10 protein-coding genes are annotated in these 16,013 nt (G+C 51.9%); 9 read left to right on the plus strand and 1 reads right to left on the minus strand.

Features of this window, described 5'->3' with window-relative positions:
* Complete coding sequence (locus tag ACYVIY_RS19160; protein WP_460978001.1) at positions 1-2,289, minus strand: hypothetical protein; 2,289 nt, start codon at positions 2,287-2,289, stop codon at positions 1-3.
* Positions 2,290-2,688: 399 nt separating this feature from the next.
* On the opposite strand from ACYVIY_RS19160, the gene ACYVIY_RS19165 reads away from it, so the two are divergent.
* The 9 genes from ACYVIY_RS19165 (at position 2,689) to ACYVIY_RS19205 (ending at position 16,003) form a co-directional block, all read left to right on the plus strand.
* On the plus strand, positions 2,689-3,327 hold the full coding sequence (locus ACYVIY_RS19165; protein WP_460978002.1) for a gluconate 2-dehydrogenase subunit 3 family protein: 639 nt from the start codon (positions 2,689-2,691) through the stop codon (positions 3,325-3,327).
* 102 nt (positions 3,328-3,429) lie between these two features.
* Positions 3,430-5,154 (plus strand): GMC oxidoreductase, encoded by a 1,725-nt coding sequence (locus ACYVIY_RS19170; protein ID WP_460978003.1) that lies wholly within the window; start codon positions 3,430-3,432, stop codon positions 5,152-5,154.
* Between the two features lie 177 nt (positions 5,155-5,331).
* On the plus strand, positions 5,332-6,009 hold the full coding sequence (locus tag ACYVIY_RS19175) for a hypothetical protein (RefSeq protein WP_460978004.1): 678 nt from the start codon (positions 5,332-5,334) through the stop codon (positions 6,007-6,009).
* A gap of 65 nt (positions 6,010-6,074) precedes the next feature.
* The gene (locus tag ACYVIY_RS19180) at positions 6,075-7,505 is read left to right on the plus strand and encodes an ATP-binding cassette domain-containing protein (protein ID WP_460978005.1); all 1,431 of its coding nucleotides are present in this window, start codon (positions 6,075-6,077) and stop codon (positions 7,503-7,505) included.
* Positions 7,506-7,759: 254 nt separating this feature from the next.
* Positions 7,760-9,901, plus strand: a complete 2,142-nt coding sequence (locus ACYVIY_RS19185) for a T9SS type B sorting domain-containing protein (RefSeq protein ID WP_460978006.1) — start codon at positions 7,760-7,762, stop codon at positions 9,899-9,901.
* 84 nt (positions 9,902-9,985) lie between these two features.
* Entirely contained in the window at positions 9,986-12,424 is a 2,439-nt protein-coding gene (locus ACYVIY_RS19190; protein ID WP_460978007.1) for an OmpA family protein, read from the plus strand.
* A gap of 75 nt (positions 12,425-12,499) precedes the next feature.
* A complete protein-coding gene (gene ispE / locus ACYVIY_RS19195; RefSeq protein WP_460978008.1) occupies positions 12,500-13,306 on the plus strand; it encodes a 4-(cytidine 5'-diphospho)-2-C-methyl-D-erythritol kinase in 807 nt (268 codons plus the stop codon).
* Between the two features lie 14 nt (positions 13,307-13,320).
* Complete coding sequence (locus ACYVIY_RS19200; RefSeq protein ID WP_460978009.1) at positions 13,321-13,929, plus strand: cytochrome c oxidase subunit 3; 609 nt, start codon at positions 13,321-13,323, stop codon at positions 13,927-13,929.
* A 103-nt stretch (positions 13,930-14,032) separates the two neighbouring features.
* Positions 14,033-16,003, plus strand: coding sequence for a M1 family metallopeptidase (locus ACYVIY_RS19205; RefSeq protein ID WP_460978010.1), 1,971 nt, complete (start codon positions 14,033-14,035; stop codon positions 16,001-16,003).
* Positions 16,004-16,013: the final 10 nt, after the last annotated feature.

Genomic DNA, 16,013 nt, shown 5'->3' on the forward strand with positions numbered 1-16,013 from the left:
TCAACTTTTTTTCGCCCGGCTTGTTGGTTTTCGTTCCCAGTCGATTCGGAATCGGGACCCGCCCGGCACCCGAAACTCGTAGAAGTCATCGGTGTGGGCCTCAGCTTTACATTCACGCTCCGTACCGGTTCCTAACTGAACCAGGCGAACCAGGGGCAAACGTTTCTGATTGGCAAGTACGCGAAGGCGACAGGTGAAGTCTTCAGTGCCGGCAATTGTGAACGTAACCTCCCCGTTCTTAGCCGTTCGGTTCCGAAAATCAGCCCTGAGGATGGGGTACTCAGTGAAGATAATGACCGGAACGCTGGGTATACGAACGTAAGCACTGGTTGCTAAAACCAGAGCACTGGCGCTGCCATATACTTCCTGGCCAACCTGACCCGCCTGCTGCCAGCCGGTTCGTAAATCTTCGAGTGGAATCGGCAACTTGGGTTCAATATGGCCCTCGCGGGGTTCATCAGCAACGGCATCATCGGGTAACTCGGCTGGCAGGTAATACCGCCCACGGTGGAGCAGGTATTTCATATATTCGGCCAGCAGCATACCCAGCGCAGGCGATACGTCCAGTTCCACCAATTTCAGATATTCTAGGGCCGCAGAGAACGCTTCTTCCTCTTCATAAGACGCTACGTATTCCGCATCCTGAAGGCAGGATACTCCCATGAACGTAGTGTAGTGCTTGGCGTACCCGAACTGACAATCCCACATCCACATCTTAGCAACGACGCTGGCCATGCATACTTTGCTCAGGTCGAAATAGAGCCGGTTGCTGGTAATCCGCCAGAGTTTAGCCATCGTTACCGCACTCATAATGGTGTTGTTAGTTTGGTAAAGCAGCTCGAAGCCTTTACCCATTAGCATTCGGGCCGATGTTTCAGCCTCCTTCAGGTAATTTTCATCCTGCGTAAGCTCATAGGCCTGAATCATTACGTGGGTAAACAGACCCGGCACGTCGTGCTCACCCGTAGTGCCGGGCTTGGGTTTGTCCTTGTATACTTTCAGGCTGTGTATATTGTAAAAAACCGGCCACTCATAGTCAAAGTGATGCGCAGCTTTAATAACGAATGTCAATGAGCTTAGAAACATCTTCAGAGCCTCTTTATCACCCAGTTTGGCGAGCCGCCCCAGATTCAGCAGACTGTACAGAAGGTACCAAGAATCCATCCGGACCTGATCTTCTTCCTCGCTCAGGTCGGCATCTGCTTTCGTAAAGTCAGTACCCGGCAACCAGCGGACAATCGTACCCAGCTTTTCATCGAAAAAGGAGTGAACGCTTTGTTGAAGCTGATCAGCGATTTTCACGGGGCTACCCACCCAGCGCTGGTATTCCAGCGCTGGCAATAAAATCGCTAGTTGCACCATACTTTCAGGCGGCTTGTAATCCGAACCGACATAGGCGTTCAGGTAAAATTTGCCGTTGATTCGTCGACCGCAGGCATCCGACGACGTCAGCGTCCGCAGGGTCTGCGTAGCGGCCAATGGCCAGTCGTAGTACTCGGTTTGCGGCTTAGGGATATACCGGTAGATCTGAGCAATCGCTTCCAGAAAGTGATCGGCCGCTTCGTATTCATCAGCCGGAATTGTTTCGGTCAAGAACAGGTACGCATCAGAAATAACCAACTCTTTACCACCGATTAATGGTTTCTCTGATGTAGGCAGCGCAAAACCAAGTTCTGGCCATTGCGTGCCGACGGTGCCACTGGGGTCAGTTTGCGTTTGCTGACAGTACGCGTTCAGGGCGGTCAGATTCTGAAAATACAGCACTGTACCAGTACGTGGCTGGTCGATGGAAAAGAAGACCGTACCCGACGTAGGCCCGTTCTGGGACGTATAAACCCGACCCGCGGTTTCGTCTGATTGGTAGTGTGCGTCCAGCACATACACATCGCGGGGCAACGATTCCAGCGTAAAATTCTGATGCGGACGAAGGGACGTTGTATAATGCAGAATGGGCTGATCGGGGTTGGGCCACTCAACCTGCACCGTGAACATTCCCAGTGCGCCCTCGATCTCGTACTGGATGCACGTATCATTTTCCGGGTGAGCCGCACAGGACATAAGCTGACCAGGGTCGAAGCAGGTACGTAACGCTAGTTTCCCGCCTTTCGGAAAGCTGAAAATCACCCAGAACGACGTAGCGTCCAGGCAGGTTTCCAGTTTCCCGATGGAAGTCGACAGGGGTGCCGGGTGTCGCTTTTTAGACTGTTTTAGTTCTTCCTCAACGCCCAGCGTCCATTGCGATACAACCTGGCTGCTAACTTCCTGACTTGATGTAGAGGCTTTAGGCATATACGTAACGATTTGCCCCATTAAACTTATCTCTTCCCTAAAAGTTAGTTGCAGTTCGTAACAGGCCACCAACCACGTAACAGACCGGACTGCGAACGCTAACCGCATCGTATTTTTCAGATCGCTGACGTATCGATTTACTTGTATTGGAGCGTCTCCGGCTGTCGGGAATCCGTTATGTTTACTATACTGCCCGGTTGTCAGTGCATCCTTTTTTTTCGGTATGGATCAGCGGGTTACGTTAATCGTAAAATCGACTGTCGAGTGTAAAATTATTTCCTCGAAAGCATGAATATTTTGCGTAAACATATCTGTAAAATCTCCTATTCAGTCCTTGATTTTTATACATTTGTGCTTCGTTACATCGTTCTATTTTGAAAGTATAACTGCTTTACGCACATGAACAGAAGAGACGCCCTCATGCGAGTAGCCGCGCTGGCTGGCGCAACGATGTCGTTGCCCGCGTTGGCCGACACGCTCGAAGCTTCGGCTGCCCGGCGTGCCTTAACCGGTAAGCCGCTTTTCTTTACGGCCGATCAGGATGCGACCGTTGCTGAATTAGCCGACACCATTATCCCGACGACAAGCACACCCGGTGCCAAGGCCGCCAAAGTGAATGAGGTGATCGATATAATCCTGAAAGACTGCTACAAACAAGACGACCAGAAGCGTTTTATTGAAGGATTGGCCCAAACCAACAAGCTGAGCCAGGACGCCTATGGCAAAGCCTTTGTACAGCTTGATCCAACGCAACGCATCGCCATTGTGAAGCAGCTCGAAGCAGATGCCAAACAGCAACGCGCGAAGATGGCAGCTCAGCGGGCTGCGGCCAAAGTGGAAAACTCCCAGGCCGACTTGCAGATGCCTGAAGCCAAAAAAACATACACGCCTTTCTTTACCATTCTGAAAGACCTAACCCTGACGGGTTACTTCACCTCGGAGATCGGTGCAACCCAGGCACTTGAATACGTAGCCGTTCCTGGACGCTACGACGGCTGTGTGCCGCTGAAACCCGGTCAGAAAGCGTGGGCAATCTAACAGAAGTTATATAGTCACAAAGTGACAGAGTTATCAGGTTGCTTCTGAACCAGTCTTTACTCTGCAACTTTTGGACTCTACAACTCTATAACTAACTAAACGATGAATCTAAATATTGACGCTAAAAAAGATATGACCTACGACGCCATCGTTGTAGGATCAGGTATATCAGGTGGCTGGGCGGCCAAAGAGTTAACCCAGAAAGGCCTGAAAGTATTGATGCTCGAACGCGGCCGCGATATTAAACACATCGAAGGCTACGTAACGGCAACGAACAATCCGTGGGATTTCCCCCACCGCGGCCGGATTACGACGCAGGCCGCTGAAGAATACTGGGCGAACATGCGCACCGGTTATACAGCCAATGAAGAGTGGCGTCACCACTTCGAGAACGACAAAGAAAATCCTTACCTTGAAAAGCCAGGCCGTCAGGTCGACTGGATTCGGGGTTACCACGTCGGTGGCCGGTCGCTCATGTGGGGACGGCAAAGCTACCGCTGGAACAAAGAAGATTTCATGGCCAATGCCAAAGAAGGTATTGGTGTCGACTGGCCCATTCGCTACGAAGACCTGAATCCCTGGTATACATACGTAGAAGGATTCGTCGGGGTATCGGGCAATAAAGACGGAATCGACGTTTTGCCCGATGGCAACTTCCTGCCCCCTATGCAGCTCAACTGCGTGGAGAAAGAAGCGAAAAAGCGAATCGAGAAAGCGTTTCCAAAACGTACCGTTACGATCGGCCGTACCGCTCACTTAACTGACCCGAAGCAACAGCATTACGATTTAGGCCGGGCCGCCTGTCAGTATCGGAATCAGTGCATGCGTGGTTGCCCATACGGTGCTTACTTCAGCACGCAGGCGGCAACGTTGCCAGCAGCTGTAAAAACGGGGCGCTTGACCCTGCGCCCCGACTCCATCGTGTCAGAAGTCCTGTATGATGAGAAAAAAGGCAAAGCAACCGGCGTTCGGGTCATCGATCAGAATACGAAAGAAGTACGGGAATATTTTGCCCGGATTATCTTCCTGAATGCATCGGCGTTTGCTAGTACCTTTATCCTGATGAATTCCAAGTCCAGTCGGTTCCCGAATGGAATGGGCAATGAGTCGGACCAACTCGGCCGGAACATCATGGACCACCACCTGGCGGTTGGTGCTGCGGGTACCTTCGAAGGCATGGAAGACCAGTATTACTATGGTCGGCGGGCTAACGGGGTCTACGTACCACGCTATCGGAACTGGGCTGGCGACAAACGGGACTACGTTCGTGGCTTTGGCTACCAGGGCGGTGCCGGTCGTGGCGGCTGGAACCGGGGGAACGGCATGGAAGGATTCGGGGCTGATTTCAAAGAAAGCCTGACAAAACCCGGGCCGTGGACAATGAGTCTGGGTGGATTTGGCGAAATGATTGCCGATCCAAACAACCGCATGACGCTGTCGCCTGACCAGAAAGACAAGTGGGGTCTACCGCTGATCGTGTTTGATGCCGCTTACGGCGAAAACGAACGGAAAATGCGGATCGACATGATGAACGATGCGGCCGAAATGCTCGAAGCCGCCGGGTTGAAAAACGTAACGCCGTATAACGACGAATCGAAACACCCCGGTATCGGTATCCACGAAATGGGTACGGCGCGCATGGGCCGTGATCCCAAGACGTCCGTTCTGAACGCGCACAACCAGCTTCATGCCGTTAAAAACGTCTTCAATACCGACGGAGCCTGCATGACCTCGGCTTCCTGCGTGAACCCATCGCTCACCTACATGGCCTTAACGGCCCGTGCAGCTGACTTTGCGGTTAAGGAAATGAAGAAAGGAAACCTGTAAGCCTATACATACATTACAGCAAAGCGGCAGGCCTAAAAAGTCTGCCGCTTTTTTTACGCCCATACAAGCTGTCAGCGGGGTTTTACCATTTTTTTAAACTTGAAATCGAACAACTCTATCGGAATAGTGTTATATACTTGAATGTCAAAGAAATTTGATAAACGAATAAACTCAACTATGAAAAAATTAATTGTAATGGGATGTATGCTGGCAGCCGGCATCACCCTCAACGCGAACGCACAGACAACTAATTCAACCGGTACGGGTACAACAGGTACGACCACTGGTACGTATTCAAACGGCTCGAATACGGGTACAAACTCAGGTACGTATCAGACTCAGCCCCCAACGACTAATTCAACGGGTACGATGGGCACAGGAACGACCGGTACTGGTACAATGGGTACTACCCAGCCCCCAACGACCAACTCAGGTACGACAGGTACGATGGGAACAACAGGTACATATAATTCAGGAACGACCACCGGAACTGGTACCACAACGGGTACGGGAACGTACCAAAATCAACCCCAAACCGGTACCACATCAGGTTCGGGCAGCCAGTACAACAATGCCGGAACGGGCAACTCAACCAGCGGTACAGGTTCGGTGACGAACGGTGGTAGCTCAACCTACGGTACGGGCACAACAGGTAGTGGTTCAACGAACTCTGGCTCATATTCAACCGGAACAGGCTCGATGAACAGTGGCACGACGATGGGCACCCAGGATCAGTCAAACACGACAGATCGGGTAAACGGCGGTTCGACGGGTAATAATAGCCGACGGAACAAAAGCAAATCATCTCGTTCGTCTTCGTCGTCTACGACCACAACTACTCCCCCAAATAAGTAATTAGGAGTTGTTCATAAAGTTGACCAGGGCAGTACCTTTGCTAAGGATACTGCCCTGGTTTTTTTATGGCTGATACAACACCACTAATTTCACTTATCAACTTAACGCTTCACCGAAATGGGTCGACACGATTAACAGACATAACGTTTCAGTTGCGGCCCCACGAGTGCTGGGCCGTGGTTGGCGCAACGGGCAGTGGCAAAACCTTGTTATTGCAAACGCTGGCGGGCCAGTTCCCGGTACATCCAGACACACTGACCCGTCGGACCCGCCCCGAGTTTGTCGCCTTCAAAGAGGAATCACACCAGTTTTCGTACAGTGGCCTGTTTTATCAGCAGCGTTACCAGGCGACCATGACCGAAGATCGGAATGGAGATAAAATGCCGACGTTACGTGATTATCTGCGTTACGGCGACTCGCCCGAGAACGAAGCGCTAATCCAGCGGCTTGGCCTGGACACGCTGTTGCCTATGCCTTTTCTGACACTTTCGAACGGCCAGACGCGCAAAGCCCGAATTGGCAAAGCACTCTTACGTCACCCCGATGTACTACTGCTCGACAACCCTTTTGTCGGTCTTGATCACGGATTTCGAGCGCAGTTGACGGATTGGCTGAGCGAGTTGGTCCGCCACGGGATGACGCTTATGCTGGTAACTGATCAGAACAACATACCTGACTTTGTTACGCACATCGTTGAACTCGATCAGGGCCGCATTCAATGGACGGGACCGAAAGAAGCGTATACGTTCCAGCCTCCGGTAGGTGCTCACCCAAACGTTCCGGTATTGCAAACCCCACCAAAACCGGTCGACTTTTCGGAAGCGTTCATCCTGTCAGACGTAACGGTACGTTATGGCGATACAGTCGTGCTGGCTGACATCAACTGGACCGTTCGGGCCGGTGAGCGCTGGTGTCTGCTGGGGCCAAATGGTGCTGGCAAATCGGTGCTGTTAAGTCTGCTTTATGGTGACCACCCCCAGGCGTATGCGAATCAAATCAACGTGTTTGGCTACCGACGGGGTAAAGCGGGCGAGAGTATCTGGGACGTGAAACGACGTATTGGCTTCGTATCGCCCGAATTGCACTTGTACTTTCCCCAACACCTATCCGTCAGGCAGGTCATACTAACCGGTTTGACGGATACACTTACCGTACCGAACCGTGTCTCATCCGATGCGGATGCTGACCTAACCCAGCTACTTTCTTACTTTGGATTAGCAGAAACCATAGATCGGCCATTTGGGACGTTATCGACCGGTGAGCAACGACTGGTTTTATTGATCCGGGCGATTCTGAAAAACCCACCTGTGTTACTTTTAGATGAGCCCTTTCAGGCGCTGGATGTTCGTAGCGTTGAGTTGGCCAGAATCCTCATTGATAGTCTCCCCTCAAAAACCATTTTGTTTATCACGCACGATCAGGGCGAATTACCCGACTCTGTCAATCGGCTATATCAACTCAAGCCCAATCGGGCCACTAGTTTACCCCATGACTGAAGCTAGCTTGGTGGATAAACGCTATGCCTTCGTTAAAACGAAACAATCGATAAAGCAATCAGCGACCGCAACGAACGTAATGTTGGCACAGTTTGTGATGAATTAAGGCCTCTTTTTTTTTCTGTTATGATCAGGTCGTTTGCCCAGGTATGCCACCCTTTATGGCACCGTTCACACAACGCTTTGGGCTCAAAAAAGCCGAAAAATGGGCTTGGCATGATATTCGTCCTAGTTGGCTGTGACAAGCTGGACGTATGATAAAACGATTACTGGATAAATTTATGGGTACTTATGGATGGGCAATGGTATGGCTACTTGCAATGCCTTGTGCTGTGGCCGGATCATATCCAAATGCCGATACATGCCAGCATCCGAATCCGCCTGCGCTCACTGGTACTGCTACCGCTATCTGCCAAAGCGAGACGGTTACTTTGACGGCTACCGGTTGTTCGGGGACGATTGTCTGGTCGACAGGAGAGACAGGTCCTACCCTCAACGTCCAGCCCCAGCAAACCACTACGTATACCGCCATTTGCCGTTCACAGCCCGGTTGTATTAGTTGCTTTGCCGAGCCCTGGAAAGTTACGGTAAACACACCGAAGGCACCGATTGTCACCTCTTCATCATCTCTGGTTTGCCCTAATGATCCCGTTACGTTAACGGCTACAGGCTGCTCAGGTATAATTCATTGGCCCGATCAGACGACGGGTTTAACCTGGACGGGTCAACTTCAGCAGACAACAACATTTCGGGCAACCTGCGAACAGAATGGCTGCGTCAGTACGGTATCTGCACCCGTAGCGGTTCAGGTATCAGCACCAACAATTCCCAAACCGTCCGTTGATAAAGACGAAATATGCGCCGGGCAACCCGTTCAGCTACTGGCTTCGCACTGCCTAGGTCAAATCTTATGGTCTGATGGCGGATCTGGACTATCCCGCACCGTAACGCCTAGCCGGACAATCACCTACCGGGCCATCTGCCAGATCGGCTCGTGCCACAGCGATAGTTCCCAACCCGTCACTGTTGTTGTTCGGCCGACGGTAGCTACTGCAAACGTAACGCCTACTGCAACAAACGGCTGTCCATTTCAAACCGCTGACCTCACTAAATCCGTACAGAATACGGGGAATAGCTCCGCTGGCTATTACGTATTCAGGACAGGACCGTCGCTTGATGCGCCCAGTGTGCAATCGCCCTGGGCGGTAACTGGCGGCACGTATTACGTATTCAGCCGCACTTCTGATGGCTGTTATACCGAACCGGTGGCCGTTGCTGTAACAATTACACCTTGTCAGAACGCCATTGCCCCCTGCCTGAGTAACCCCGCAACGGTTACGGCTCAACTCGACACACTCGACTGGGCGAAAGGTTTTGTGCAGTTACGCGGTCAGTTGGGCGGTTCGGCCACGCAGGCGGACTGGCAAAGTGAAGGCGGAGGCTTGTTTACCAGTTCTGACCTGAGCACCCGGTATATACTGTCCGAAGCCGACCGTCAGCGAAATACGGCCACATTTACGCTAACAGTTCCTGATCCGGACGGGAATGGACCCTGTTCCGGGGCATCGGCGAAGGTAACAGCGGCTGGCCCGAGCCTATCGCCCGAACTTGTTGGACTAAGCAAGGAAGTCAGTTCGCCAAGCTGGCTAGTCGATAATAACGCTCAGGTCGTTGACGTAACGTATCAGTTTACGGCCGAGAACTTGGGCAAACACCGCTTAACGAACGTACAAATCTCGGATGACTTAGACGCGGCTTTTTCGGCATATGGGGTTACAATCCGATCGGTACAGGTTCGGGCCGATAGTAACCTCTTCGTTAATGCCGCCTACACCGGCCGGGGAGCCGATACAACGCTTTTACTGGCCGGAAATCTGCCAGCGGGCCAACAGAGTCGTGTATGGCTAACCGTACGGCTGGATGTGAGTCAGGCCACGACCCTGACCTTCGCAAACCGGGCGCTGGCTCAGGCCGTTGATATAAACGGAGCTATCTGCCGCGACCGCTCTACTAATGGTGTCGACGCGGACCCCGATAAAAATGGCAATCCCAGCGACAACGACGAACCTACGCTGATAACCCTGCATTCAACGAGGCCCGAAGTCGCCGAAAACGTATTTATTCCGGAAGGATTCTCACCCAACGGCGACGGCCTCAACGATGTCTTTGTTATTCAGGGTGTACCCGCCGGAACATCCGTTCAGGTTCAAGTTTTTAACCGAATGGGGCATCTGGTTTACCAGAATATGAATTATAAAAATGATTGGGATGGTACATCGAACGTGGGCAATGTGGTTTCTAATGCGAAGCAGGGCCTGCCCGACGGAACGTATTATTACCAGATACGGCTCAGTGATGGCCGCGAGTTCGTCCGGTTTATGACGTTGGCGCGGTAAGTTTTTCAGCAATGATTTGTCGGCAATTTCGTTTGCCGAATGGGCGGAGGACAATGGTCCACAAGTTACATAAGTACAACACGGATGAGTAAGAAATGGGTGACGCAACTAGTGGGGGGATTGCTGTGGCTAAGCTTTACAACGGCTTGGGCACAGACCGATTCTCTATTGAGACAGGCCGACCGCCTGCTCAATTACAAGGCATATGGACGAGCAATTGATGCGTATACACAACTATTAAATGAACAGGGCGCCCAACTTACACCCGCTCAGAAAGTTACAGCCCAGGGTCAGTTAGCCTTTGCCTACCAGCAGGTGGGTGATGGGCCTAAAGCAGAGCGTTTTTACCGGGAAGCGTTAACGAATACTACAGAACCCAATCTGCAGCACATGCTGCAATACGCGAAAGTTTTGGCCGCCAACGGAAAATTTCCGGAAGCCCAGCAGCAATACGAACGCTATCTTCAACTCAAAGAAAAAGCGTCGGCACCCAGGCCAGTACCAACTGGTCAGGCCGCCAACGCACGCAAAGAGCCTATCCGGTACCGGCTCGAATATTTAGATCTGAACACCTCGGGAGAAGAGTTTAGTCCCGCTTTTTATCAGGAAGGGCTGGTGTACGTAGCAGGCAAGAAAGGAGCCGCCAACATCGAAACCACCGGCAAGGGAGGTGGCGCTGGCTACCTTGATCTGTTCTATATTCCCAACCGGAACGACATCCTGGCAGCTGGTATTGTTAACGCCGACGGCAGCCTGACCAAAGTAGCAACGGAACGGCCAAAAGCCCAACGGCAGATCGGCAGCGACAGTTACAGCCGCCCCACTCCAAACGACTCCCGAACGGTGCCGAACTACAATGCGAGTGTCGCTATTACGGAAGGGTTAGGCTATGAACCACGCGCAGTAAACCCGACACAACGCTTTAGTCAATCCCTGAACTCAAAATACCACGAAGGACCAGCCGCGTTCTTTCGGGATGGCTCACGCATTATTTTTACCCGCAATAACTATAACAATGGCCAGTCGGGCAAAAGCGCCGAAGGGGTCAACAAGTTGAAGCTTTATACGGCCCGTCAGCAAAACGGTTCGTGGGTCGACATCGAAGAACTGCCTTTCAACAGCGATGAGTATTCGGTGGGTCACCCAACGGTGAGCCGCGATGGGCAGTCGCTTTATTTTGTATCCGACGTACCCGGCGGATACGGCGGTACGGATATTTACCTGAGTCGCTACCAGAACGGACAGTGGACGAAGCCGGTAAACCTAGGCGAAACCATAAACACGAAGGGGAACGAACTTTTCCCGTTTGTCGATGACGCTGGTAATCTGTACTTCGCGACCGACGGACGGAAGGGTTTGGGCGGGTTAGACATTTTTATGGCGACCATGACGAGCCCTACCACAGCGCAGTCGGTGGAGCGCCTTGACGCGCCCATCAATTCGCCCCAGGATGACTTTGGGTTCATCACGGACATTAACCGCAGTGGCGGGTATTTCAGCAGCAACCGCCGCACGGGCAATGATGACATTTACCGGTTCGCTCGGCTGAGTTCGCTCTATGGCTGCCGTGACCTTACGATACGTCTGTATAATACCGACACGGATCAACCGCTCGACAGCGTAACGGTGGTCGTCAAATCGCGAACCGAAGGGCGGATGAACCAGACCATTACGTCCGATGCCAACGGCTTTGTGCGGCTATGTCTGGACGCAGACAACGACTACACCTTTCAGGCCAGTCGGGATGGGTTTATCAACAGCACCGTTGGATTTACAACTCGCTCTCTCACCGACGATCAGCCGAGCCGTTTGGAAATCGGCCTGATTAAACCTATCATCGTTATTGATACGGTTGCTAATACACCTGGCCTTTCTGGTGGGGCGCTCACGCAGTCGCGCATCCGCGGTGTGGTCATGAGTGAGCGTGATCAGCGGCCGCTGGAAGGTGTCGTTGTCCGGCTTCAGAACGAGTGCGACGGAACGCAACTGGAATACGTAACCAAAGCCGATGGCCGCTACGCCTTTGACCTGAACGAAGGCTGCGATTATACCCTGATCGCGTCAAAAGCGCTATTCGGTACCAATACCAACAAAATTAAGCGGCTACCCAAAAAAGCGAAGCCTAAGGAATTATCGGCTGATCTGCGAATGCTCAGCGTAGGCGATGTAGTCATGATCGATAATATTTATTATGATCTGGGCGGTTATAATCTGCGCCCGGATGCTTCCCGCGAACTCGAGAAACTGGTGGCTACGATGCGCAAATACCCGTCGCTGATTATCGAAATTCGGTCACATACCGACAGTCGGGGCGACGCGACCCGAAACAAAGCGTTGTCGGAACAACGGGCGCAGGCCGTCGCCAGCTATCTGGCCTCAAAAGGCATCAGCCGCAAACGCATGAGTACGACCGGTATGGGCGAATCGCAGTTAGTGAACAACTGCACCGATGGCGTTATCTGCACCGAAGCCGAACACCAGCGCAACCGCCGGACCGAATTCAAGGTAATTGAAATTAAATAGGTCAGGCTTAGGATATAGTCCGGGACGTAATGATTGAGGAAGTTTTAGCTTTGCGTCTCTGATTTTATCACAACCATGCTGGTTTTCCCAAATTGTAAAATTAATCTTGGCTTACGAATTACTGAGAAACGTCCCGACGGCTTCCATAACTTACAATCCTGCTTTTACCCCGTAGGCTGGAGCGATGTTCTGGAAGTCGCCACGGCCGAAACGTTTGCCTTTAGCAGCAGTGGTCTGTCTATCCCCGGCGATCCCGCCAAAAATCTTTGCGTACGAGCTTATGAGCTACTGAAAGCCGATCACGACCTACCGCCCGTGCAGATGCATCTCCTTAAAATTGTGCCGATTGGAGCTGGTTTAGGCGGAGGCTCTGCCGATGCAGCATTTGCCCTGAAGCTCCTGAATGATCGTTTCGCGCTGGGCTTAGGGGTGGCTGAGCTCGAAGCCTATGCCCGCCAGTTAGGTAGCGACTGCGCGTTCTTTGTCCAGAATCGTCCGCAGTACTGTATTGAGAAAGGAGACGTATTCGACGAAGTTAATATTGGTCTGAGTGGCTACCACATTATGCTGGTGTATCCAAACCTGGCGATCTCAACCGCCGAAGCTTACGCAAACGTTCGGCCTCATCAACCCGAAATTCCTCTCAATCAGCAGTTAAACAGTTCTATCGAGACCTGGCGCGAAACTATTCACAATGACTTCGAAGATAGTTTGTTCCTGAAGTATCCGGTGTTGAGCGCCATCAAACAGCAACTGTACGAGCTGGGCGCGGTGTATGCCAGCATGAGTGGCTCCGGCTCAACCGTGTATGGGATTTTCAATGCGCCCGTTACAACCCCAAACCAATTTAAGGATTACAGCGTTTGGCAAGGTAGACTCTAGGTAAAGACGTAAGCGTGAGCAATTTTGTAACGAAACGGCGTGAGCCGTTTCGATTTATGGTTTGGTTAGGCATCGGCAGCAGCGTCATGCTGTTCACCATCCTGCTAGTGGCCTATATCATCCGGCAAACCGGACCGGGCTGGGCCGACATTAAATTGCCGAATGTGTTTCTGTTGAGCACCGTCGTTATTGTGCTGAGCAGTCTTACCCTGAACAACGCCAATCAAGCCTTTCAACACGAACGTTTCCCCAGTTATCGCACCAATATGGCGACGACGCTCGTGCTCGGTACGCTATTCATACTGCTGCAAGGCTGGGGCTGGCGGCAACTGATCCGGGCAGGGGTTGGACTGGAAGGTAATCCGGCCGGTGGCTTTATTTACATCATCTCTGGCGTTCACCTGCTGCATATTCTGATCGGTCTTATTTTTATCGTTATCGCGCTGATCGAAGCCATGCGCCGTCGGCTGTACATCGACTCGTTTGTATACAGTGTCAATCCGCCGAACCGGCTTAAACTCAAGCTGCTTACGTTATACTGGCACTTTGTCGATATACTCTGGCTGGCGTTGTTCGTTTTCCTGCTCATTCACCACGGTGTTAATTTGACGCTTACGCTGTAGAGAGCAGCCGTCTGCTCATTTGCGCCGTGATGGAGCAGCGCCAGTACCTTATTCTGTCGCTTTCTATCGTTATTTGTATAAAAACTGTTTCATTTCTCTTTTCATGAAGAAAATAGCTCTATGGGCGAGCCTATGTTGGGTTAGCGTAGCTGCGTTCGCACAAACAGGCATAAGCACTACGTCCCCAGGGTCAAAATATGATCCGCTCGCTTTGTTTCACCCGTTGTTTAATATGCAACCGGGTAATGATTATCGTACGGGTAGCGGAGCCCCCGGGCCACGTTACTGGCAAAACCGCGCCGATTACCAGATCAACGTAACGCTCGATGATCAGCAAAATACGGTCGCGGGTGAAGTCACGATCACGTACAAAAATAACTCGCCGGAGACACTGCCATTTTTGTGGCTGCAGTTAGACCAGAATGCGTTCAGTGATACGTCCCGCGCGGCCCGGACAACCCCCACCACGGGTGGTCGATTTGGCAACCTGGGCTTTTCGGGCGGTGTTACGATTACCAGCGTGACAATTGACCAGGGAAAAGGAAAATTTGCGGCAAGTCCCTACACCATTACGGATACCCGGATGCAGATTCGCCTGGCCGAAGTCTTGAAGTCGGGTGGCGACGTAAAGGTCAAAGTGGCTTATTCCTTTAAAATCCCGGAATATGGCTCCGACCGTATGGGACAGCTACGTCGCAAAGACGGTATCATCTATGAGATTGCGCAGTGGTATCCACGTATGTGCGTGTATGACGACATCGAAGGTTGGAACGTTCTCCCTTACTTAGGCGCGGGCGAGTTTTACCTGGAATACGGTGATATCGACTACAACGTAACCGTTCCCTGGGACCACATTGTAGTTGGATCGGGCGAGTTGCTGAACCCGACCGAAGTGCTGACCGCCGAACAGATCAAGCGGCTGGCGCAGGCTCGCCAGAGCGATCAAACGGTAATCATCCGCGGCAAAGATGAAGTGACGAACCCCAATACTCGTCCCAAAAAATCGGGTACGCTAACCTGGAAGTTCCGGTGCCAGAACACCCGTGATGTCGCCTGGGCCTCGTCGCGTGCTTTTGTGTGGGATGCCGCCAAAATGAATTTGCCAAGTGGCAAGCCGTCGCTGGCCCAGTCGGTTTACCCCGCTGAAAGCGCAACCAACGATTCGTGGGGCCGTTCGACGGAATACGTAAAAGGCTGTATTGAGTTTTACTCAAAATACCTCTACGAATACACGTATCCTGTCGCTACGAACGTAGCCGGTATTGTAGGCGGTATGGAATATCCCGGTATCGTCTTCTGCGATCATAAAGACAAAAAAGACGCGCTCTGGGGCGTAACGGACCACGAATTTGGCCACAATTGGTTCCCGATGATCGTAGGCAACAACGAGCGTAAGTTCCCCTGGATGGACGAAGGGTTCAATACGTTCATAAATACGTTATCGACGGCTAATTTCAACAAAGGCGAATACGACCGCGAACGGGGTACTATGCACGACCTCGCTCCAGCGCTGTTCTCGCCCGCCGAGCCAATCATGACAATTCCGGACGTGCAGCAGCCTCGCGTGTTGGGTCTCCTGGCTTACTACAAGCCGGGTATGGGCCTGAAAATGCTGCGGGAATCAGTATTAGGCCCCGATCGCTTTGATTATGCGTTTAAGGTATACATGAATCGCTGGGCCTTCAAACACCCAACTCCCTATGATTTTTTCCGTACAATGGAAGATGCGGCCGGCGAAGATCTTGGCTGGTTCTGGCGCGGTTATTTCTACGAAACCTGGCGCTTAGACCAAGGCGTACGGGAGGTTAAATACGTTGATGGTGCGGCCGACAAAGGCTCGTTGATCTCCATCGAGAACCTGGAAAAAATGGCGATGCCCGTTACGATTGAAGTTACCGAAACGAACGGCAAAAAAGGTCGCGTGAACTTACCTGTTGAGGTATGGCAGCGTGGGGGAATCTGGACGTTCAGATATAATTCAACGTCTCCGCTAAAAACGGTTGTAGTCGATCCTGATGAGAAACTGCCGGATGTGAACGAGAAAAATAACGTTTGGCGCGCCGACGCTCAATAGAAAAAGCTAA

This window comes from Spirosoma knui (assembly GCF_054780635.1).